The organism is Novosphingobium clariflavum, assembly GCF_026420865.1.
GTDB lineage: Bacteria > Pseudomonadota > Alphaproteobacteria > Sphingomonadales > Sphingomonadaceae > Novosphingobium > Novosphingobium clariflavum.
The window spans coordinates 70,720-91,579 of sequence record NZ_JAPCWC010000014.1 but is presented as its reverse complement, the minus strand read 5'-3'; the positions used below and the strand labels follow the sequence as shown (position 1 = coordinate 91,579).

The 20,860-nt window shown below is 64.7% G+C and carries 26 protein-coding genes; 4 read left to right on the top strand and 22 right to left on the bottom strand.

The annotated features are described in order from the left end of the window. From trbJ to trbB, 5 genes are read right to left on the bottom strand one after another with little or no spacing between them, the layout of a single operon-like run. Positions 1-723 (bottom strand): P-type conjugative transfer protein TrbJ, encoded by a 723-nt coding sequence (gene trbJ, locus OKA11_RS16615; protein ID WP_267222309.1) that lies wholly within the window; start codon positions 721-723, stop codon positions 1-3. Next, positions 720-3,209, bottom strand: coding sequence for a conjugal transfer protein TrbE (gene trbE, locus OKA11_RS16610; RefSeq protein ID WP_267222307.1), 2,490 nt, complete (start codon positions 3,207-3,209; stop codon positions 720-722). The genes trbJ and trbE overlap by 4 nt, the downstream gene beginning before the upstream one ends. Next, positions 3,206-3,475 (bottom strand): VirB3 family type IV secretion system protein, encoded by a 270-nt coding sequence (locus OKA11_RS16605; RefSeq protein WP_267222305.1) that lies wholly within the window; start codon positions 3,473-3,475, stop codon positions 3,206-3,208. The genes trbE and OKA11_RS16605 overlap by 4 nt, the downstream gene beginning before the upstream one ends. Then, positions 3,475-3,807 carry a TrbC/VirB2 family protein gene (locus OKA11_RS16600; RefSeq protein ID WP_267222303.1) on the bottom strand — a complete coding sequence of 111 codons (333 nt, stop codon included), beginning with the start codon at positions 3,805-3,807 and terminating at the stop codon, positions 3,475-3,477. Before OKA11_RS16600 ends, OKA11_RS16605 begins: the two co-directional genes overlap by 1 nt. Then, positions 3,804-4,787 carry a P-type conjugative transfer ATPase TrbB gene (gene trbB, locus OKA11_RS16595; RefSeq protein ID WP_267222337.1) on the bottom strand — a complete coding sequence of 328 codons (984 nt, stop codon included), beginning with the start codon at positions 4,785-4,787 and terminating at the stop codon, positions 3,804-3,806. The genes OKA11_RS16600 and trbB overlap by 4 nt, the downstream gene beginning before the upstream one ends. A gap of 413 nt (positions 4,788-5,200) precedes the next feature. Here trbB and OKA11_RS16590 point away from each other — a divergent pair, with 413 nt between their 5' ends. After that, positions 5,201-6,307, top strand: coding sequence for a Fic family protein (locus tag OKA11_RS16590; protein WP_267222301.1), 1,107 nt, complete (start codon positions 5,201-5,203; stop codon positions 6,305-6,307). On the opposite strand, the gene OKA11_RS16585 is transcribed toward OKA11_RS16590, so the two are convergent. The 14 genes from OKA11_RS16585 to OKA11_RS16515 form a co-directional block, all read right to left on the bottom strand. Continuing rightward, on the bottom strand, positions 6,280-6,732 hold the full coding sequence (locus tag OKA11_RS16585) for a CopG family transcriptional regulator (RefSeq protein ID WP_267222299.1): 453 nt from the start codon (positions 6,730-6,732) through the stop codon (positions 6,280-6,282). The two genes, OKA11_RS16590 and OKA11_RS16585, sit on opposite strands and share 28 nt — an antisense overlap. After that, positions 6,729-8,780: a conjugal transfer protein TraG gene (locus tag OKA11_RS16580; protein WP_267222297.1), complete on the bottom strand. Its 2,052-nt coding sequence runs from the start codon at positions 8,778-8,780 to the stop codon at positions 6,729-6,731. The genes OKA11_RS16585 and OKA11_RS16580 overlap by 4 nt, the downstream gene beginning before the upstream one ends. A 34-nt stretch (positions 8,781-8,814) precedes the next feature. Next, positions 8,815-10,560: a relaxase/mobilization nuclease domain-containing protein gene (locus tag OKA11_RS16575; RefSeq protein WP_267222335.1), complete on the bottom strand. Its 1,746-nt coding sequence runs from the start codon at positions 10,558-10,560 to the stop codon at positions 8,815-8,817. Between the two features lie 244 nt (positions 10,561-10,804). After that, complete coding sequence (locus tag OKA11_RS16570; protein ID WP_323748327.1) at positions 10,805-11,530, bottom strand: lytic transglycosylase domain-containing protein; 726 nt, start codon at positions 11,528-11,530, stop codon at positions 10,805-10,807. Positions 11,531-11,596: 66 nt separating this feature from the next. Then, positions 11,597-11,941 carry a DUF736 domain-containing protein gene (locus tag OKA11_RS16565; RefSeq protein ID WP_267222295.1) on the bottom strand — a complete coding sequence of 115 codons (345 nt, stop codon included), beginning with the start codon at positions 11,939-11,941 and terminating at the stop codon, positions 11,597-11,599. Beyond that, positions 11,932-12,531, bottom strand: coding sequence for a S26 family signal peptidase (locus OKA11_RS16560; RefSeq protein ID WP_267222293.1), 600 nt, complete (start codon positions 12,529-12,531; stop codon positions 11,932-11,934). Before OKA11_RS16560 ends, OKA11_RS16565 begins: the two co-directional genes overlap by 10 nt. Then, positions 12,528-13,046, bottom strand: a complete 519-nt coding sequence (locus tag OKA11_RS16555) for a DUF2840 domain-containing protein (protein WP_267222291.1) — start codon at positions 13,044-13,046, stop codon at positions 12,528-12,530. Before OKA11_RS16555 ends, OKA11_RS16560 begins: the two co-directional genes overlap by 4 nt. Positions 13,047-13,323: 277 nt before the next feature. Next, positions 13,324-14,181: a replication initiator protein A gene (locus tag OKA11_RS16550; protein WP_267222289.1), complete on the bottom strand. Its 858-nt coding sequence runs from the start codon at positions 14,179-14,181 to the stop codon at positions 13,324-13,326. 31 nt (positions 14,182-14,212) lie between these two features. Continuing rightward, entirely contained in the window at positions 14,213-14,473 is a 261-nt protein-coding gene (locus tag OKA11_RS16545) for a helix-turn-helix transcriptional regulator (RefSeq protein ID WP_267222287.1), read from the bottom strand. Between the two features lie 127 nt (positions 14,474-14,600). Next, on the bottom strand, positions 14,601-15,122 hold the full coding sequence (locus OKA11_RS24685; RefSeq protein ID WP_379489455.1) for a DUF2285 domain-containing protein: 522 nt from the start codon (positions 15,120-15,122) through the stop codon (positions 14,601-14,603). A gap of 43 nt (positions 15,123-15,165) precedes the next feature. Next, positions 15,166-15,372, bottom strand: a complete 207-nt coding sequence (locus OKA11_RS16530; RefSeq protein ID WP_267222281.1) for a transcriptional regulator domain-containing protein — start codon at positions 15,370-15,372, stop codon at positions 15,166-15,168. Positions 15,373-15,506: 134 nt separating this feature from the next. Further along, the gene (locus OKA11_RS16525; RefSeq protein ID WP_267222279.1) at positions 15,507-15,824 is read right to left on the bottom strand and encodes a DUF736 domain-containing protein; all 318 of its coding nucleotides are present in this window, start codon (positions 15,822-15,824) and stop codon (positions 15,507-15,509) included. Positions 15,825-16,407: 583 nt separating this feature from the next. Next, a complete protein-coding gene (locus OKA11_RS16520) occupies positions 16,408-16,860 on the bottom strand; it encodes a hypothetical protein (RefSeq protein ID WP_267222277.1) in 453 nt (150 codons plus the stop codon). Positions 16,861-17,004: 144 nt separating this feature from the next. Next, positions 17,005-17,169 carry a hypothetical protein gene (locus OKA11_RS16515; protein ID WP_173676424.1) on the bottom strand — a complete coding sequence of 55 codons (165 nt, stop codon included), beginning with the start codon at positions 17,167-17,169 and terminating at the stop codon, positions 17,005-17,007. A gap of 428 nt (positions 17,170-17,597) precedes the next feature. Here OKA11_RS16515 and OKA11_RS16510 point away from each other — a divergent pair, with 428 nt between their 5' ends. Then, the gene (locus tag OKA11_RS16510; protein ID WP_267222273.1) at positions 17,598-17,873 is read left to right on the top strand and encodes an HU family DNA-binding protein; all 276 of its coding nucleotides are present in this window, start codon (positions 17,598-17,600) and stop codon (positions 17,871-17,873) included. A gap of 94 nt (positions 17,874-17,967) precedes the next feature. Here OKA11_RS16510 and OKA11_RS16505 read toward each other — a convergent pair whose 3' ends face one another. From OKA11_RS16505 to OKA11_RS16495, 3 genes are all read right to left on the bottom strand, one after another. Beyond that, positions 17,968-18,288: a DUF736 domain-containing protein gene (locus OKA11_RS16505; RefSeq protein WP_011542904.1), complete on the bottom strand. Its 321-nt coding sequence runs from the start codon at positions 18,286-18,288 to the stop codon at positions 17,968-17,970. A gap of 502 nt (positions 18,289-18,790) precedes the next feature. After that, positions 18,791-19,075 carry a hypothetical protein gene (locus OKA11_RS16500; RefSeq protein ID WP_209046418.1) on the bottom strand — a complete coding sequence of 95 codons (285 nt, stop codon included), beginning with the start codon at positions 19,073-19,075 and terminating at the stop codon, positions 18,791-18,793. A gap of 52 nt (positions 19,076-19,127) precedes the next feature. Next, on the bottom strand, positions 19,128-19,352 hold the full coding sequence (locus OKA11_RS16495) for a DUF2188 domain-containing protein (RefSeq protein WP_209046416.1): 225 nt from the start codon (positions 19,350-19,352) through the stop codon (positions 19,128-19,130). Positions 19,353-19,498: 146 nt separating this feature from the next. Between OKA11_RS16495 and OKA11_RS16490 the strand changes: the two genes are divergently transcribed. Together OKA11_RS16490 and OKA11_RS16485 are read left to right on the top strand one after the other, a co-directional pair. Then, positions 19,499-19,798 carry a helix-turn-helix domain-containing protein gene (locus OKA11_RS16490; RefSeq protein ID WP_267222266.1) on the top strand — a complete coding sequence of 100 codons (300 nt, stop codon included), beginning with the start codon at positions 19,499-19,501 and terminating at the stop codon, positions 19,796-19,798. Then, positions 19,795-20,661, top strand: a complete 867-nt coding sequence (locus tag OKA11_RS16485; RefSeq protein WP_267222264.1) for an ImmA/IrrE family metallo-endopeptidase — start codon at positions 19,795-19,797, stop codon at positions 20,659-20,661. The genes OKA11_RS16490 and OKA11_RS16485 overlap by 4 nt, the downstream gene beginning before the upstream one ends. Positions 20,662-20,860: the final 199 nt, after the last annotated feature.

The following is a 20,860-nucleotide window of genomic DNA, read 5'->3' as shown; positions in this document are numbered from 1 at the left end:
TCAGTTCTTGCCCCGGAAGCGGCGGAACCGTTCGCGTGCCTCGGCTTCGATCGCAGCGTTGCGCGCGGATTCGAGCGCCTGGGCGCGGCCCTGCGCGGCGACCGCGGCGGTGAGGTCGGCAAGCTGCTGCGACTGGAGCGCGAGAAGCTGGTTGCCGGCCTGCGCCGCCTGCAAAGCGCCGCTCGCCGACTGGCTGGCGCCGACCAGAGTGTCGATCGACGCGCGGGTGCCGCCCAAATTGCCGACCACGCCCGCCTGCACGCGCAGCGCATCCTCGAGCGCCCCGACGCTGTCCTCCCAGCGCGCATTGGCATTGGCGACCATCTGGGCATGGTCGCCGGTGAGCGCATTGCCCTTGTAGCGGCCTTCGAACGCCTGCTGGATGCTCTGCATATCATAGGCGATGCGCTGGGCCTGGCTCAGCAACTGCCGGGTCTGGTTGACCTGGTTCTGCAAGGTCGAAAGCGTCGAGACCGGCAGGCTGGCGAGATTCTTCGCCTCGTTGATGAGGCTGGTCGCCTGGTTCTGGATCTGCTGGATTTGATTGTTGATCTGTTGCAGCGCGCGGGCCGCCTGCAGGACGTTCGACGCATAGTTGGTCGGGTCATAGACGATGCCGCCGAAACCGAATTGCGCATGCGCCGGAACGGCAGTCATCGTGCCGGTGACGGACAATGCGATAGCGCCAGCCAGCAAGGCGCGGCTAAGCGGATATTTCTTCATGAGCGTAACTCCTCGGGATCGAGCGGCAGCAAAAGCTCGTCGCTCGGGATGGATGTTGTCAGCGGATCGGGTTCGGGCAGCAGGGCGGCAGCCCAGTCGAGGCCGCGTTGCCTGAGCCAATGGGCGGCGAAGGCGTGCGTCCCATGCTTGGCGACGAGCTCGCCGATGCGGAGCTGGTCGGACTTTGACGATGCGGCCGCGAAGGCGAGCGCGACCTCGCCCAGGCCCAGCTCGAACAGCCGGTTGCCGCGCCGCGACTGGCAATAATAATCGCGCTTGGGCGTTGCCCGGCTCAATATCTCGATCTGCCGGGCGTTGAGCCCGAACCGCTCATATACGCGTGAGATTTGCGGCTCGGCGGCGCGCTCATTGGGGAGGAAGATGCGCGTCGGGCAGCTTTCGATGATGGCGGGCGCAATGCTCGACGTTTCGATGTCGGCGAGGCTCTGGGTCGCGAAGATGACCGATGCATTCTTCTTGCGCAGGGTCTTCAGCCATTCGCGAAGCTGCGCGGCAAAGGCCGGGCTGTCGAGCACCAGCCAGCCCTCGTCGATGATGATGAGCGTGGGGCGTCCGTCGAGCCGGCCTTCGATCCGATGGAAGAGATAGGCGAGCACCGCGGCGGCAGAGGCCGCGCCGATCAGCCCTTCGGTCTCGAACGCCTGGAAGCTTGCCTCGCCCAGATGTTCAGTCTCGGCGTCGAGCAGCCGCCCCCAGGGACCGCCGACACAATATGGCGCGAGCGCCTGCTTCAGTTCCTGGCTTTGCAGAAGCACCGCCAGCCCTGTGAGCGTGCGTTCGGACGGCGGCGCCGAGGCGAGTGAGCCGAGCGCGGTCCACAGATGCTCCTTGGCGGCGGGATCGACCGTGACGCCTTCACTGGCAAGAATGGCAGCGAGCCATTCCGCAGCCCAGGCACGCTCACCCGGATCGTCGATCCGAGCGAGCGGTTGCAGGGTCACGCCCTCACCACCGTCCCGGTCATGCAACGCGCCGCCAAGATCCTGCCAGTCACCGCCACAGGCGATCGCTGCCGCCCGGATCGAGCCGCCGAAGTCGAAGGCGAAGATCTGGCTCTCGGCATAGCGGCGGAACTGCATCGCCATCTGCGCCAGCAGCACCGACTTGCCGGCGCCCGTCGGCCCGACGATCAGCGTATGGCCGACATCGCCGACATGAAGCGAAAGACGGAACGGGGTCGAGCCTTCGGTCTTGCCGTAAAGCAAGGGGGCGTCACCGAAATGCTCATCCCGTTCCGCCCCCGCCCACACCGCTGACAGGGGGATCAGGTGGGCGAGATTGAGCGTGGAAATCGGAGGCTGGCGAACATTTGCGTATACATGGCCGGGCAACGAACCCAGCCAGGCCTCGATCGCGTTCATGCCCTCGATTGTCGCCGTGAAGTCGCGGCCCTGGAGGATCTTCTCGACCAGCCGCAGCTTCTCGGCCGCCAATGCGGGATCGCGATCCCATACCGTCACGGTCGCGGTCACATAGGCGATGCCCGAATGGTCCGCGCCCAGCTCCTGCAAAGCGAGGTCCGCATCGGCCGCCTTGTTCGACGCATCGGTGTCGGTCAGCACCGACGCCTCGTTGGTCATCACCTCTTTCAGGATCGCGGCGACGCTCTTGCGCTTGGCGAACCACTGGCGCCGGATCCTGGTCAGCAATTTGGTGGCGTCGGTCTTGTCGAGCATGATCGCCCGGGTCGACCAGCGATAGGGGAAGGCTAAGCGATTCAACTCGTCGAGCAGCCCCGGAAAGGTCGCCGTTGGAAAGCCGGTGACTGTAGCCATGCGCAGATGGTGCTCGCCCAGCTTCGGCTCGAGCCCGCCGGTCAGACCCTCATCGGTGAGCAGCGCATCGAGATACATGGGCGCCTCGGGCACTCGCACGCGCTGGCGCTTGGTCGATACGCATGAATGCAGATAGGTCAGTGTTTCAGCGTCATCGAGCCAGCCCACCTCGGGCATGAAGCCTTCGACCAGATGGAGCACCCGGTTCGTCCGATCGACGAAGCCCGCCAGTTGCTCATGCGGATCGACGCCGCTGCCCGAACGGCCTTCATAGAGCCAGTTCTCCGCGCGCGCGGCCTCCTCGGCAGGCGGCATCCAGAGAAGGGTCAGATAATAGCCGCTCTCGAAATGGCTGCCCGCTTCCCGGAACTGCTCGGCTCGCTCCATATCGACGAGTGCCGAGACCGGATCGGGAAACACACTGTCCGGATAGTCCAGCGCGGGAACGCGCTGTGCCTCCACGAACACGGCCCAGCCGGAACCGAGACGGCGCAGCGCATTGTTCAGTCGCGCGGTCACCGAAACCAGTTCGGCGGGCGTGGCGCTGTCGAGATCTGGACCGCGAAAGCGCGCCGTGCGCTGGAACGATCCGTCCTTGTTCAGCACCACCCCCGGCGCCACCAGTGCGACCCAGGGCAGAAAATCGGCAAGGCAAGCGGCCTTGGAACGATATTCGGACAAATTCATCATGGCCGCATCCAGGCCGGATATTTGAGGTGGCGGCGGGCGACATCGACGAACTGCGGATCGCGCCGCGCCGCCCAGACCGACAGCGCATGGCCGATCGCCCAGAGCGCGAGGCCGGCGATCCACAGGCGCAAGCCCAGGCCGATGGCGCCGGCGAGCGTGCCGTTGACGATGGCAAGGCTGCGCGGCGCACCGCCGAGCAGGATTGGCTCCGACAGCGCCCGATGGACGGGCGCGTAGTAGCCAGGAATGTCGTCTGCGCCGTTCATCACACCAGCGCTCCACCGCCGAAGCTGAAGAAGCTGAGGAAGAAGGAGCTGGCGGCAAAGGCGATCGACAGGCCGAACACGATCTGGATCAGCCGCCGGAACCCGCCCGAGGTGTCGCCGAAGGCGAGGCTGAGGCCCGTGACGATGATGATGATCACCGCGACGATCTTGGCCACGGGGCCTTCGATCGATTCGAGGATCGATTGCAGCGGTGCTTCCCAGGGCATCGACGAGCCGCCGGCATATGCCGGACCGGCCGTCATCAGCGTGACGAAGATTGCAGAAGCGGTGAACGCGGCGCGACGGGCGCCGCGCCGGACGGCATGGGTCATAGGGTTTCTCCTTGGGGGGCTGAATGGGCGATGAGGCGATAGTCGCCCGAGGCGGGGTCGAGCCCATCGACACGGGCCAGTTCAGCGAGGCGACGGCCATGTCCGTCGCGGACCAGCACGGCGACGAGGTTGATGGTCTCCGCGATGAGTGCGCGTGGCACGGTGACCACCGCTTCCTGAATGAGCTGCTCCATCCGGCGCAGCGCACCCAGCGCGCTGCCGGCGTGGATAGTGCCGATGCCGCCGGGATGGCCGGTGCCCCAGGCTTTGAGGAGATCGAGCGCTTCCGCGCCGCGCACTTCGCCGATGGGGATGCGATCAGGGCGCAGGCGGAGCGATGAGCGAACGAGATCGGAGAGCGAGGCGACACCGTCCTTCGTCCGCATCGCGACGAGGTTGGGCGCGGCGCATTGCAGCTCGCGTGTGTCCTCGATCAGGACCACGCGATCGTTGGTCTGTGCCACTTCGGCCAGTAGCGCGTTGGTGAGTGTCGTCTTGCCCGTGCCGGTTCCGCCGGCGACGAGGATGTTCAGCCGATCCGCAACGCTGGTACGCAGCGCATCGGCTTGGGGCTGGGACATGATGCCCGCCGCCACATAGTCCGCCAGCGTAAACACCGCGACGGCAGGCTTGCGGATGGCAAAGGCCGGTGCGGTCACGACCGGCGGCAGCAGCCCTTCGAACCGTTCCCCTGTTTCCGGCAGTTCGGCCGAGACCCGGGGACTGCGGGCATGAACCTCGACGCCGACATGATGCGCGACCAGACGGATGATCCGTTCCGCATCGGCAGGAGCCAGCCGCCTTCCGGTATCGGCAAGGCCGGTGCCCAGCCGGTCCACCCACAGGCAACCGTCGGGGTTGAGCATGACTTCGACGACCAGGGGATCGGTCAGCCAGTGTCCGACCATCGGGCCGATCGCGGTGCGCAGCATCCGCGCACCACGCGATCTCGCTTCTGTATCGGTCCAGCTCGATGCCATCATGATCCCCGTTTCCGGCGCGGATCAGGAATGTCCGCGCGACGGGGATGATTAAGAGACGCAGAAAAACTGCGGATTCAACAAGGATTTGCGATCATAGCAGGCTGGCGAAGTAATACAGGAAATGGCGTAGGCTGCCGCGACCTGAAACGCCGCATCGAGGATAAGCAGCGCGCCATCGCACTTGAGGACGCCTTCGGCGTTATGAACCGCCGGATCGGTTGGTCGCCGCTGACCGGTGGTTTAGGGATTCGCCGAAATGCTAAGTGCGGCTGTACGTTTGGACCGTTTCGTAAACCGCCTGTCTCATAGATGCGGGGAATAGCCGCCTTATTCGCCGCATGACATGCGGTGAATATCCTTGCCCTTCGCGGTGAATAATTGCTATATTCGCCGCAGAAAGTGCGGTGAATATGACCTATATCCACGAACTGCCGGACTGGCCGAACCTGCGCTGGAGCGACGAGCAGCTTGCCCAGCCGCTCGCCGCCGTGCGCCACCGACAGGGGCGGTTGATCGGGCATATGGAGGCGCTTGGCTTCCCGCTGCGCGAAGAAGCCGTGCTTCAAGCGCTCACCGAAGACGTTATCAAATCCAGCGAAATCGAGGGCGAAGTGCTGGACAGGGAGCAGGTGCGCTCCTCCATCGCCCGCCGTCTCGGCATGGACATCGGCGGTTTGGTGGAAGCGGATCGCAACGTCGAGGGCGTTGTCGAAATGATGCTCGATGCCACGCAGAATTATGCGCGGCCGCTGACTGCCGAACGGCTGTTCGGCTGGCACGCGGCGCTGTTCCCCACCGGACGCAGCGGTATGAGCCGCATCACCGTGGGCGCATGGCGCACCGCCGAAGCCGGCCCGATGCAGGTTGTGTCGGGGCCGATTGGCCGCGAGCGCGTCCACTATGAAGCCCCCGCATCGGAGCGGCTCGACGCGGACATGTCCCGCTTTCTCGACTGGTTCGAGACAGCCGCGCCGGATCCGGTCCTGAAAGCCGGGATCGCGCACCTATGGTTCGTCACCATCCACCCCTTCGATGACGGCAACGGACGAATTGCCCGCGCCATCGCCGACCTCGCGCTGGCGCGCGCCGAGGGAAGCGCGCAGCGCTTCTACAGCATGTCCGCGCAAATCCGCACCGAGCGCAAAGCTTATTACGACATGCTGGAGCGGGCGCAGAAGGGTGACCTCGACATTACGCCCTGGCTGTTGTGGTTCATCGGCTGCCTGGACCGCGCCTTTGATGGCGCTGAAACCATCCTCGCCAGCGTCATGCGCAAGGCGCGGTTTTGGGAGTCCATCGCGGGCCAGCCCTTGAACGAACGCCAGCGCAAGGTCGTCAACCGCCTGCTGGACGGCTTCGAGGGCAAGTTGACCAATGCCAAATGGGCGGCGATCACCAAGGCATCGTCCGATACCGCCTTGCGCGACATCAACGATTTGCTCCGGCGCGGCATCCTTGAGAAGGAGCCGGCCGGTGGGCGCAGCACCAGCTATTCACTGGTGCTGCCCGTATCCTGATCCGACCGAGTCGACCTCGTTACATCTTCCGCGATCTCGTTCCTGAACCGCGGCCCCAACTCCATGCGCCGGTTCAGCATGTCTACAAACCGCTCCCATCGCTCGCGGCCCTGCGCCCTCGCGGCCTGCGTAGCGCCATCCGGGAGCGATGGCGCCGCATTGAGCCAGTTTCGCACAAACAGCGCGAGAGTCTCGTTCGACAGTTCGACATGCCATTCGAGGCGGCCGAGATCACGGGTCAACCGGTCGAGCCGGCGGGCAAGTGCTGCTTCAAGTCGCTCGGCGGCGTCGGGCGACAGGAAGGATTCCAGCGCAGCCTCGATGATCGCGGCCTGGCTGGTGCTGCGCGCGGCGGCATGATCGGCGAGACGGCGCACCAGATCAGCCCGTAGCCGGATGCTGCGCTTGACCTGGCCTCCACTCACAGCACGATCCCGTCATCCGGGTCGAGCGACGCATTACGGGCATTGCGGCGCATGGTCCGCTCTGCCTCGCGTTTCGCCCGGGCGGCATCCTCATCCTGATTGTCCTCATCGGGCGTTTCTTGCCCAGACATTTCCTTCGCGGGAGGAACGATTTCCTCATGCTCGCCAAGATCGGGCTCGCGGCGGATGCCGGCATTGGCTGCGTCGACGGCGTCAGCCTGATCGCTACCCTGCGGCTCCGCATCGTCGGCTTCCGCCTTCCCGTCCCCGTCGTCAGCCGCGGGCAGATTGGAGGATGGGGCTGGCGGCGCATTCACCGGTATGAGAGTGGACCAGTCATCCTTGGGCCGTCGCTTCGGATCGAGTGGTTTGGGTGTCGGTGGCGGCAGCAACCGCACGGTAAAGCGCGGATCGGTGAAGTAGCGTGCCTTCATAGCCCGGATTGGCGGTACGCCCCCCACCATGACAATCTCCTCCTCCGGGGACAGCTGTATGATCTCGCCAGGCGTGAGCAAGGGTCGCGCCGTCTCGGTTCGCGAGACCATCAAATGTCCGAGCCAGGGCGAGAGCCTGTGCCCGGCATAGTTTTTCATCGCCCGCATTTCGGTGGCGGTGCCGAGCGCATCCGAGATCCGCTTGGCGGTGCGCTCGTCATTGGTCGCGAAGGCGACGCGGACATGGCAATTGTCGAGGATGGCATTGTTCTGCCCATAGGCCTTCTCGATCTGGTTGAGGCTCTGGGCGATGAGGAACGCCTTGATCCCATAGCCCGCCATGAAGGCGAGCGCGCTTTCAAAGAAGTCGAGCCGCCCGAGCGCCGGAAACTCGTCGAGCATCAGCAGCAGCCGGTGCGGACGGCCTTTGGGGTTCAGTTCCTCGGTCAGGCGCCGGCCGACCTGGTTGAGGATCAGGCGAATGAGCGGCTTGGTGCGGCTGATGTCGGAGGGCGGCACCACCAGATAGAGCGAAGTGGGCACGGCCCCGTCGACGAGATCGGCGATGCGCCAGTCGCAGGCCCGCGTCACCCTCGCCACGATCGGATCGCGATAGAGCCCCAGGAACGACATGGCGGTGCTGAGCACGCCCGAGCGTTCGTTCTCCGATTTGTTGAGCAGCTCGCGCGCGGCCGAGGCCACGACGGGATGAACGCCGGCCTCACCCAGATGCGGGGTGGTCATCATCGCCCGCAGCGTGGTCTCGATCGGGCGGCGCGGATCGGAGAGGAAGGCGGCGACCCCGGCCAGCGTCTTGTCTTCCTCCGCATAGAGAACATGGAGGATGGCGCCGACCAGCAGCGCGTGGGATGTCTTCTCCCAATGGTTGCGCTTCTCGAGGCTGCCTTCGGGATCGACCAGCACGTCGGCGACATTCTGGACATCGCGCACTTCCCACTCGCCCTTCCGGACTTCCAGCAACGGATTATAGGCGGCGCTGGCCGGATTGGTGGGATCGAACAGCAGCACGCGGCCGTGCCGTGACCGAAAGCCCGAAGTGAGCTGCCAGTTCTCGCCCTTGATGTCGTGGACGATGCAGCTTCCCGGCCAGGTGAGGAGCGAGGGTATGACGAGGCCGACGCCCTTGCCCGACCGGGTCGGCGCGAAGCACAGGACATGCTCGGGACCATCGTGGCGCAGATAGCGCTGCGCGAAGTGGCCAAGAACGACGCCATCGTCGCCGAGCATCTTCACTTTTTTGACTTCGCGCTCGCTGGCCCAGCGCGCCGAACCATAGGTTTCGGCCGTCTTCGCCTCACGGGCGCGCCACACCGACATGCCGATCGCGATGACGATGCCGGCCATCGCGCCCGACACGGCGATCAACGCGCCGGTCTCGAAGATCTTCGGTGCATAGGCATCGAAGGCGAACCACCACCAGAAGAAAGCTGGCGGCGGATAGATCGGCCATGACCCCAGCGAGAACCAGGGCTCACCCAGTTCGGGTTGATAGGCGAGTGCGTGCGCGGTCCATTGGGTTGCCGCCCAGATGCCGGTCAGCGTCACGCAGAAGACGGCGATGACCTGGCCCCAGAGGATACGGGTCGCGTTCATGGGATGAAGCTCCTGCTGATGAAGATGTCGAGGATCACAGGCCAAGCCCCCGGCCGCGGCCGAGCGACCAGTCGACGCCGCCACCAGGCGTCATCGTGCCGCTGATGTGCTTGCCTAGATGCTGGTCGAGTGCCGGCCGCCAGGGCACGAGCTGAAAGCCAAGCCCATCGTCGATCATCGCGAACCGGCCCGAGGCGAGCGTCACGCGCTCACGATAGACACCGCTCACATAGTCGCCGGCAGCAGACGGTTGGTGAGCGAGACCCGTGCGCTGGGCGATGGCGTTGATCTCCTGGCTGAGCTCATTGTCTTTGAGAGTCGCGATCAGGTCGCGCGCGAAGAGGAAGCCCGCGCCGCGCCGCTGTGCGAGCCCGGCGCCTTCGAGATGGAGGGCGCGCGCTTCCATCGCCTCGCGGATCTCGAGTCCGAACCCGGCGCTGGCCGCTACCGGTTCGCGGGCGATGAGCTGGCGATCGAGCCAGGTGGCGCCGGGCGCGTTCACCTGTTCGGCCAGCGTCAGGTCGGAGCGGGTCGCCAGCGACAAGCGCGTATTGCCCCTGGCGTCCTGCCAGCTCCGCGTCTCGACAATCGCCCCGGGTCTGGCATCGCCGGTCATCTCCATATCGTCGAAGCGCAGATGATGCGTTCGCCCGTCGGCGCCGTCGATCACCGCATAGGCCGTGCCCGCCAACTCATCGTGCAGACCGCGCTCGACCAGGCGGCCGATGATGGGATCGGCCGGAGCTTCACCATGGAGAGCGAAACTGCCGGTATCGGGCACGCGGCCGCCGTCGCTCATCGCCCGGTGCATGGTCTTGATGATGTCGGTGCGGATGGAGAGGTCGCGTAGCGTCTTTTCCGCGCCGGGCCTCAGCGACCAGACCGCCGGTCCTTGCCCGTAGGCAAGGCCCAACCGTTCGAGCTTGCCGGCACGGCCGATCAGCAGGCGGCGCATTTCGGGATCGTCGCCGCCACCCGGGCGCAGATCGACCATGCCGATCATCTCATCAGCCATGCGCTGCAGACGGCGATCGAGGCTCGTCCATCGATCTGCATCAACTTCCCGCTCCAGGGCGGCGCGGATCTCCTGCTGAGTGCGCGGTCCGAGTTCCATCGTGACGCGCTCCTCCGCGCGGGCGCGCATGCCTTCGCGGATATAGTCGCGGTCGATGACGAGATCGGCACCGGTTTCGTCGACGCCGCGCACGAGGACATGGATATGGGGATTGTCGGTGTTCCAATGATCGACCGCCACCCAGTCGAGCCGGGTGCCGAGATCGGCCCCCAAGTCGTCCATCAGTTCACGGGTGAACGCCTTGAGGTCGGCCATCTGACCTGCGTCCTCGGGCGAGACGATGAAACGAAAATGATGCCGGTCGTCCTCGCAGCGTTCGGCGAAGGTGTCGCCATCCGCAGAATCGGAGCGGGCGTCGAACAGGCTGGCTTCGCGACCATCGCGCGTCACGCCATCGCGTTTCAGATAGGCGATATGCCGGGCGAGCGGCGCCGCGCGAAACTTCGAGCCCTTGTGCCTGACCACACGGGCCTTGATGACGACGCGTCGGGCATTGGCTGGAGCGCGGGTGCGTAGACGCGCGATGCGACCTTGGCCATGGCGCCCCGTGCCCTTGCCGCGTGACGGCCCCCGACGGCTGTACCCTGCCTTGGCCGCTGCCCGGCGAACCTGTGCCGCGAGGCTCTGGACCTTGCGGCCAGAGCCCTTGCCCGCATCGCGGCTCCTACCCGGCCGAACCCGGAAATCATCGTCGCCGGTGGTCATCACGGCCCCGAAATCCGTGCTGCCACCCGCCAACAAGCTGACTTCCCGCGATAATCGAAAAATCGAGCCACCGGGCCAAATCCGGTGCCACCCGAAAATCTCCCCGACTTACAACCACATGACGCCCCACAGGTGGCGGCCCTTTTATCTCGCCATCGACTTTCCCCTTCGATTCCAATGCGTTGTTCTCTTTTCCGACGCAGTAGATTCCACGCCTGCCAACACCAGCGGACGCCATGACCGCTCATTGTTCGTTCCGCCCGGAAAGCGGGACGAAGAGGCCATGTGAGCCGGGCGAGGAAGGCAGAGCCGGGTGGCCGGAAGGCGACGGGAGATGCGCGGACGCGATGTCGGCCGGCTGCGCGATGTATGGGGGATCGGCGGCGGCTTCGCCGCCGTCCGAAGTGCCGTTGCCGCGCTGCACGAAGAGCGCCGCGTCGCGCCAGGATGGCGGAGCCGGTGCGCGCGGAATTGCGGGCACGACGGTAGGCGAAGCGACGCCGGAAGTGCCGAAGTAGGGCGCGACCTTCGCGACATAGGCGATCGTCTCGGCGGGAAGCGGGCGGCCGCGCCGGCGCCAATCATCAACGCGGCCCGGACCCGCATTATAGGCGGCGAGCGCGGTGGGCAGATCGCGATACCGATCGACCATCTCGCGCAGGTATGCCGCGCCAGCGTGAACGTTCGCGCGCACGTCCCACGGATTGTCGCCGAGCCCGTAGCGCACGGTAAGCTGACCCCAGGTGCCGGGCATGATCTGCATGAGCCCCATGGCGCCGGCGCGCGAAACCGCCGCCGGATCGCCGTTGCTCTCGGCGCGCATCACCGCCCAGATCCACGCCTCGGGAATACCGAAGCGCTGTGCGGCTTCGGTCACATGGGCGGCGTAGAGATGCTCCGTCGCGGCAGCGGCAGGCACGGTGGCCAGCACTGGCGTGGCCGGAAAGAGGGAGACGAGTGTGCCGGTCAAGGCCGATGCGCCAGCGAGGCGAACGGCGCAGGACCGGCAGCGCGACGCGAAGCGGATGCGCACGGTTCACTCCGCTTTCGGACGCCGCAGGCGCGGCGACCAGAGCAGGACATGGCCGTCATCGCCGCGATTGGAGCGCAGGAGATTGGCGCGGATCGGACGGGCGAAACCCGGACAATCGAGCTGGACCGCGACGAAGGCACCGGCCTTGCCGTCATGGTTCCAGCCCGATCCGACCTCGGGACCAATGCCTTCAGGTGTGCTGTCGTCGTCGAGATGGGCGCGCCAGTCCGGCGCGCGGCCGTGCCCGGTGAGGCCGGTCGGCACGAGCCGCAGCGCGACATCGAGCGTGAGCGTGCGCAGACGGCCGACGAACCCGTCGCCGTCTTGGGTGAAGCAACCTATCTGCATAAGATGTCTCCTTCTTCGCTGGTGAGAGGGGCACCCTGCGCGCAGCCGGAGCGCCAGCGCAGCGGCGCATTCGGTGTGTCGCGGGTGAGGATCGGGGTGGCGCGGCCGATCAGGCCGGAGGCTGGAATCGGCCCGAAATAGCGCCCGTCGAGGCTGTCGGGCGCAGCGTTGAGCAGGAACAGTTCGTCGGTCCTGAGGACGCGGCAGCCGCACCAGACCGGCAACGTTCGGCCATGGCTGTCGGACACGCGCGCGACCGCGACGGTGCGCGCGTCGATCGTCACCGTCGCACCGCGGCGGCAGATCAGCGCGCCCGGACGCGCGGCGACATGCTTGAGCAACGGCACGCCGACGGGCAGATAATGGCGCTCGGCCATGAACCGGGCGAGCGCGGGCGGCGGCGCGACGGCGACCATGTCGCCGACCGCCGGCCGGGCAAACGGATTGACGCGATAAAGGCCGATGGGCGCACTGGCGCTGGCGTTCCAGAGCAGCAGCTTGGGCAGCGGCAGAACTGCCGCGACCAGCGTGACACCAATTACGGCGCCAGCGATGTGCGGCACGAAGTGGGAGAGCGGACGGCGGCTCATTGACCGAGCACCTTGCGTTTGAGCCATGCCTGATGGCGTTCCACGGTATAGGCGCGCGCCGGTTCGCCTGCGCTCAGCCGGTTATGGACATGCCGCCAGTGCTCGGGCGCGACGTCGCAGGGATCGAGCCCTTCGGCCTCGATGCTGTCGATGGTCTCGAGCACCTTGTGGACCTTCGGCCAGCCCTGGATCGAGAGCAGCAACTCGCCGCCCGGCCGCACGAAGGGCGCGGTCGTATAGGCCTCGCCCGGACGCACCGCGCGCAGGATGTCGATGCGCGAATGGACAGTGCCGAAGTCGTTGGCCGACCAGCGCACGAACGCGACGACAGCATCGGGCCGGAAGGCGACGATGCGCGTCTTGCGGCTGACGATGCGCTCCGACGCGATCCGGCCGAAACGGATCCAGTGCTCGAGCCGCTTCTCGAGCCAGATCAGTTCGATCTCGGTGCAGTCCTTGCGAAGCGGCGATGCGGTACGCGCGGCGCCGCGCCCGCAGGCAAGCGGGTGGTTCATGGGGCTTCTCCGGGAATGGGAATGAAGTGCAGCCCGCCCGCCACCGAGCGGTAGTGTGGCGGCAATGCGGGCGTCGGCGCGCGCTGCGCGAAATCCACAGCCCGGCGCCGGGTTAGGAAGAATATGAAATATTCTTCTCTATTAGGATGGTTAGAGGGGCGCTGATTTTGCGCGGATTTCTGCGGGTTTCCGAACCTCCACGGTTCCCGATAGGACGACTCTCGGGTTCCCGATGGGACGACTCCGGCGGTTCCTGATAGGACGACTCGCACGGGCCTTATCCACAGGCCGGGAGCTTGAGCCGGCGCATCGCTGCATCGAGCGGATCGACCGGAACCGGCGCGAAATTGAGACGCTCCTTGCCCAGGGCATGTTCGATCCTGAGCGTGTAGCCGGGGAGCGGCTGGCGCTGCACGATCGCGCGCAATTCGAAGGCGAAGCGCTTCAATGGCGAGAGCGCGCCCGACTTCATGTGCAGATGCTCGAAGTCGAAGCTCCAGCCCGCCGCCTGGCGGCCGCCATGCTTGCGCACGATCCGGTAGAGCCAGCGTTCAAGGCCGCCGGTCAGATCGAAATAAGCCCGGTCGATCGTCAGCACGAGCGCGCGGTCGAGCACGCCTGCATAAAACCAGTCGGGCAGGATCAGCTCGATCCCGAGCGGCCGCCCTTGCGCGTCGAGCCGCTCCTGCCACTCGTTGATCCACGAGAAACGATGGCGGCGGCGCTGATGCTGCTGGCGGATCGACGTGGCGACGGTCGTTGACTGGAGCCGGTCCAGCGCAGCCTTCAGCCGATCATAATTGTCGCGGCCCGTGCCGCGCCGAATATAGGTCAGTATCTCATGCGGGGTCGTCGCCATGAGCCGCGAGGTCGGCCGCCCGGCATCGCGCGCCTCGACGAGCTGGCTCGCCGCCCAGATCAGTATGTCGGCGTCCCAGATGGTCGCCATACCATGTTCGGGCACGGCTTCTACCGAGATCCAGGTCTCGCCCATGCGGAAATCGATCGGTGCGACGCGCCGCGATTTGGCGAGGCTGAAGAAGGGCCAGGACATGAGATCCTGCGCGTCGCGCGGCGCCGGATTGGCCGGCACCGACCGGAACAGGTCGAGCTGCGTGCGTTCGAGCCGTGTCACGGTAGAGGATGATGGGCGGCGTGGCACGGCCTCAGCGCTCCGGCTGCGCTTCGAACCGCTTGGCGGGAAGGCAGACGCCGGTGCCCGGATCGGAGGTCGAACGCCGCCGGCCAAGTTCCGCCCAGGCGTCGAGCGCCTCGATCGAATAGACGACGCGTCCGCCCAGCTTGTGGAAATTGGGGCCGGTCCCATAACAGCGATGCTTTTCGAGGGTACGCGGGGAAAGACCGAGCCGCGCTGCGGCATCGGGTGTCTTGAGAAATTGCGGCGCGCGCGGTGCTGCTTGCTCCATGATGTTCCTCCATCGAAGCCGGGATCACGCACGGCGGCGATCGACCGGACTGGAGGAAAGTGGCGGAGCATGAGCGTCGGGATGGAGCGGTTGTTTTGGCCCATGCGTTTTTGTCGCACCGGCGGGATCAGCCCCGCAGCAAGGCGCGGTATCCCCCGTTCATGAGCGCGAGCGCCTCGTCGATCAGGCGCTGGGTGCGGCGGCGCTCGGCGGAGGATTTCCATTCATTGCCGCGGCCGATGGTCATGGCGGGATAGACATGGCGGCGGGCGATCTCGTGGGTCGTGATCCCGGTTCGCTCACGGCCCAGAACGGCATCGAGAATGTCGAGAAGCATGCCAAGACGCCGCCGCTGGAACGGTGTCGGCGCGAAGCCAGGCGGCACGCGCATGGGCGGGGCGCCTGCCAGGCGCCGATCGAGCCGCTGCGCTGCCGCGTGGCGCAGATCCACCGCCTCGTCGCGCACGACGACATAGGCAAGCGCGCTGCCTTTGAGCGGATCGCGGACCCAAAGGCGGTGCGGCCCGTCGATGTCGCCGAGGACGACATGACGGCCGGTCGAGAGTGTGCGGTCGGCCAGGATGATCGGCCAGGCGTCGAGATCTAACGGCGCGGCTTCGGCAAAGCCGGGCGGCGCCGTATCGAGGATGACCGTCGTCGGCGCGAGCGACGCCTGCCAGAGCGCGGGTTCGTCAGCCGCGAACGAGCCAGGCGCGCAAGGGAAAGGCGAGGCCCCAGCGCCGGGCCATCACCTCCTGCTCCTCGGTGGAGCCCCGCCTCGCGCGCATGACCTTCTGATAGTCGGACCGATAGCGGGGATTGCGCCGCAGAAACTCCTGTGCAAATCCGGACTTGTCGAGAAGGCGTCGATCGCCGTCGCTTGGCTTTTTACAGGACATGCGCGCTCTCCCGAAAGCAGGAGCGCAGGCTGTCGTTTGATGTTTTTGCGGGCCATTCCAACAACTGGGGAGTCGAATCCCCATTTATGGGGATGTCCGCCGGCTCGGTGAGAGCCGGCGGACCTTACCGGGCGTCAGTCGCGCTCGCGGCGGGCGGGCCGGTTCCAGACCAAGTCATGTTCGCCATCATCGCCTGCGAAGAGCTGCGCGAAGATGGGAGCGACGAAGCTGGGATCATCGAGCTTGACAGAGAGATAGGGCCGGTCGTCGCTGGTCCGCTTGCTCCAGGCCGCACCGACCTCCGCATCGCCGACATAGACCCGGTGGCTGGGCGCATTGCCGCTGGCCTGTTCGTCCGCGACGATGCGCACCGACTTGGCCTGAACCGAGAGAGTGACGATCTGGCCCCGGAGTTCACCCGAAACCTTCTTGAAGCTGCCGATCTTTGCCATGATGTGTGTTCCTTTCACTTCGAACCCGCGCCAATCGCGGCCTCGATGCGCTGGACGAGCCGGCAGACGAACGGCGCCGCAGCCGGAGGCCCGCAGCGAAGCGGAGGACGGCTTGGACCGGACTTTCTTGGTCCCGCGAGGAACGGCGGCACGCCGGGGGAAGAAAGTCTGGGCAGAGCCGTTGCGGCAAGACGGGCGAGCGTCAGCGGCCTGACGGCAAAGAGCGCATCGACACGAGGCCGTGCATGGCGCGATGCGGGACCAAGGAAACAGCATTGTCCAAAACCCGGACATCAGGGATTCGGGTGAACGGGTGCTGGAGGATCACCTCGGGCCTGGGCCGGTACTGTCGCGCAAGGCATCGCATCGGGTGCCCGCCACCGATCTGGGGTCGGCGTGTCGATTCCAAGTGCCAGGAAGACGTCAGTCTATTGACCGCTCGTCAGCGCAAACCGGCGATCGGCTTCCTCCCCATCAGCGCCATAGCAGCCGGGAGGCATGATCTGGTCTGGAACCGCTCCGCACGGAAACAGCCATGCAGGGAACAAACCCGGCTTTGGTCGGGCGGCGGATATCCAGATCGTTACCGCGCAGTTGTTGTGGGAGCGCCTGCGGCGGCCTGCGCCGGCTGTGAAATCTCCAAGCTGGCGAGCCGGATCCATGCGGTGACCGCGATGGTGACACCGCCGATCCAGCTCAGCGTCGAGAGCATCATTCCCGGATCAATCGCAAACCCGATCACGCCCTGGACGGCGTGATAGCCGGCAATGCCGGCGGGGATGGCGAACAGCAACGCAATGGCCAGCCTGACGATTGGCGAGCGAATGACCGTGAAGAGAAGCTGACCGACGACCAGCACCGCGACACCCGCCGCGAAGCCGCCAAGAATGGCGGCGAGATAGCCATAGTCGTGATCGCGTATCCAGAATGCGAGGCTGATACCAGTGGCGACCGGCAGCGCATAAACAGCGAGCCTGAAGAGCAGCCAGAGGAGGTAAAGGCCGGCGAATAGGCCGAGAACGAGAAAGATGGTCATGAAGAGCGTCCTTTCGAAACGTGAATCGTCGGACGCGCTTGCCACCACCTCCACAGCGCTATGTTGCGACTGCGAGCATAGCGCGAGGAAGCGCCAGCCGAAACGGAAAACTGCCTTCGGCCGGGAGCCGAGTTGGTCCCCCGATCAGGATGGGAATGGGTCATATTCATGCACCACTTGCGCCGGATTGCCGTCGAATTCGTTCCAGGGCATCACCGCGTAGCCGTGGTCGGTCCTGATAAGAACGACGACCGTCATCAGCGTCTTTGCGAGGTTCCAGGCGAGCGACTGGGCGGTGGAAAGCGGCATCACGCGAACTCCTGTCCGGTAAGCGGAGACCATCCCCGCTCGACAGGTGCCCCGGCGGCCGGGGTCTGGCCGCAATCACCGCGCCGGCTTGCCCAAGCGGCCGCACGCGCACGCGTAGCGGACCCTTTACGGGTTGATTGAAGGAGGCCGGATTTCGGCCACAGGGATCAGCGCCTCACCCGAGCGGGGATGGTCTCCGTTTGCCGGACGGGACCAAGACTCACCGCTGCCGCCTCGTCGTTCGGCTGGAAACTCACATCGACTGAGATGAACTTCCTGCGGCCGCAACGAGTGCGAGCCCGATGCTACTGACCGGCATGACGTGCGATGGAAGATGACCGCGAAGCGACTGCTGCTTAGGGTGCCGAACCGCCTGCAACGATGTGATTCGTGTCCGGCGGACAGTTTTGAAAAGTGGAGTGATATTCGTGAACAACAGCGATCTTGCCGACGCCCTTGCCGCCTCGAACGGCATTACTAAGTCCGACGCCCGCAAATATGTCGATGGTGTCTTCACCGCCATCGCGGACGCGGCGGCGAAGGGCGAGGAAATCGCGCTGAACGGCTTTGGCAAGTTCCGGGTAAAGGACAGTCCGGCGCGTGAAGGCCGCAATCCTTCGACCGGCGAAACCATCCAGATCGCTGCGTCGAAGAAGCTGACCTTTGCGCCCGCCAAGGCGGTGAAGGACAAGCTCAACGGCTAGGCACAGCAATGCCGGGACAGGCTCGGCCTGTCCCGGCATTGCTGATCGTGGGGAAAGGGGATTGGCCCCGCCCGCGGGCGGGGCCGGAGCCGGATCAGGCGGGCGGGTTCCAGATGATGACCTTCTTCGTCGGGTCGTCGCCGGGCGCGTTGGCGATATTGCCGTAGATGGTGCCGAACTCGGGCGCGGACAGCGAGACCGAGACATATTCGGCGCCCGTATTCTGCGAGAAGCGGTTCCAGCCAGCGCCCAGCTCGAAGCCGTTCTTGCGGCTGATGATACGATAATCGGGCTCGGATTCCTTGGCCTTGCGGGCGTTGGGGATGATGGCGATCGGTGCCGAAACAGTGAGGGTGGCGAGCGTGCCTTCGAGGCTGCCGTCGTTCTTCACGGTGAGGTTAGCGATAGTGGCCATGACAAAAACTCCTTCGGTTGCTCGGGGATCATCCCCGATGGCGCCCAAAGGAGAGCCCGGTTGCCGACGTCACCGCAGCGCAAGCGGAGGGGAACCCCCTCGCGGGGTTGACGGCATTAGGCGGCCGAGGATCGCATGCAGGCGACAAGGAGGGGTCGGTCTCCAGCAGCCGGAGGGCACCCGCCCTGGCCACAGCTTGCCGGTGAACACAGATACTGACGGTTCGCTTCCCCCGATCATTCGCGCCGATGCCCATAGCGCCTGCTCGAAGCCCGTCGGTGCTCACCACACCATAGATTCGCCGCGAATCGAGCGGGATGCTACGATGTCCCGTTTCCGCAACCTGAAGCCGAATGCTGATGTAATCAGCCTGGCCGCGTCCAGGATGGCAGCAATGTCGGACAGATAGATCGCTAAGACCAATCGGCGTTGCCTAAACTTAAGCGGCCGTGACAAACGCCATACGGATCGACGCCCCGGCATCAGAGCATAAAACAACCGGTTAAAGGCGGGCGTTGATCCACGTCCAGACAGACTTTTCGAGCCACCCCGCATGGGTGCCGGAAACGACTTTCGAGACGAACAGCCGGTCATTGTCATCGAGTTTCTGACGGAGATAGTCGGAAACCTGCTGGGCGCTTTCATTCGTTGAAATCCAGCGCACGGTTTCCAGGCCGGAATCCTGCGTGTTATCATACTTGGCCAGATGCTTGAGGAAGGTTGCGCGAGCGGCGGTGTAGGCCGCACCTTCCTTGTTGAGATTCCACGTGACGACGTAAACCGCCATTACTTCCTCCTTGATCGAATGTGAGAGGAGGCTCCCGTTAGGGAGCCCCCTGTTAGCCCTCCGGCGGGAACGGATCGTTGCCGAAGCTGTCGCGTTCGCGAATCTGGCCGTTGCGCCTGTGGATCAGTAGCTCGCTTTCTTGGTTGCGAGCGATGTTGCGCGCCGCCTCGATCGCTTGAGCCTGCGTTTCGTGGACCGAGGTTGCGCGCGAGTTGCCCGCCCCCTTGACCGCCCAACCGCCCTCGTGCGGCACGACATGCTGGTTCTTGCCCGACATAGAATCACCTCCTTTCCGGCTATCATCGAACGATCGTTAGATTAAACTAACGACGGCGCGCTTGTCAAGCCAGTCGTCCAGAGCGTAAGATGGACCTAACGGAATAAGCAGAGGTTGGTCCGCATCGCATGTCGTTGGCGTCGAAGTTGAAGAAGCTGCGCGAGCAGAGCCGTCAGTCGCTCCAGCAGGTCGCTGACGGGGTCGGCATTTCCAAGGTTCACGTCTGGGAACTCGAAAAGGGGACGAGCAAAAATCCCAGCATGGAAATCGTGAAGCGCCTTGCCGATCATTTCCGCGTGCCAATCGCGTATTTTAACGATGATTCAATCGAGCCCGACGAAGCCAATGCGCTACAGTTTTTTCGTGATTTCGATGGCCAGCTTTCCGAGAAGGACTGGGAAGCTTTGCGGAGCGTGGCGGAAGCACTGAAAGCGAAGAAGTCGTGAATGTCGATCTGAGGATGGATTTGGCGGATTGCGGCTCTCCAGAGCGGCTCCTGCAGGTCCTCTTCGGTTACTATCCCGATCTGCCGAGGCGGGTGCCCCTTGAGGATATCGCCTCCGATGTTGGCATCATCGGTTTCAAAACCCTGGAAGTGGACGGGTTCATAGGCGGACTAACTTCCGATCCCGAAAAGAACCAAGGCATCATCCTTACCAAGGATGGACTGCCGAGAAAACGGAAGCGCTATACCATAGGGCATGAGCTTGGGCATTTTCTGATTCCGTCGCACGGCTATCAGAGGCAATGCAGCAAGCAGGACCTGGAGGAAAGCAGCCGCACCGATGCATATAAGCGGCAGGAGGCCGAGGCAAACCGGTTTTCAGCAGGCCTGCTCATGCCAAAGCCGTTGTTCACGAAAGATATTGATAGCCTGGGCGGCATCGACGCCAGCCATATCCGGCAACTCAGCGACCTCTACGATGTAAGCATGGAGGCAGTCGCGAACAGGTATGTAGAGCTATCGCCCGAAACCTGCGCCGTCATCTTCTCGCGCGAGGACGTGGTTCGCTACAGCCGGGCATCAAAGGATTTTCCGCCACTCGATGTAGGGAAGGGGTCGCAACTTCCTTTGGCTTCCTTGACGCGCCGACACCGGAACACGGGTAGTCCGTCGTCGTGGGCCAGCCGGCACGGCGGCATATGGCTTCAGCCTCAGCGTGATGTAAAGTTTCCCACTGTCCTTGAACAGGCAGTCTGCCAGTCGAATGGCTTCAAGGTCACTCTCCTCTACATCGATGAGGACGCAGAGGACGAGGAAAATGAAACCCGTGAGCTTGAAGCAAGGTGGACGCCGCACCTTCGTTGAAGGCCCGTCAGACGCCAGCTTTCATTACGTGTCCGCACCGATGGCCACCATGTTGAGATTGCACTTTGGCTTGGCTTCTTCGGCTTCCAGCTTCGTCGCGACTTGCGAGGCCGGGGAAGCCGACAGTTTGATCAGATTACGTGATTCTTCGGGCGGTACCACTCCACGTTCCCGCGAGGGGCTCGCGTGTTGCCGGCAT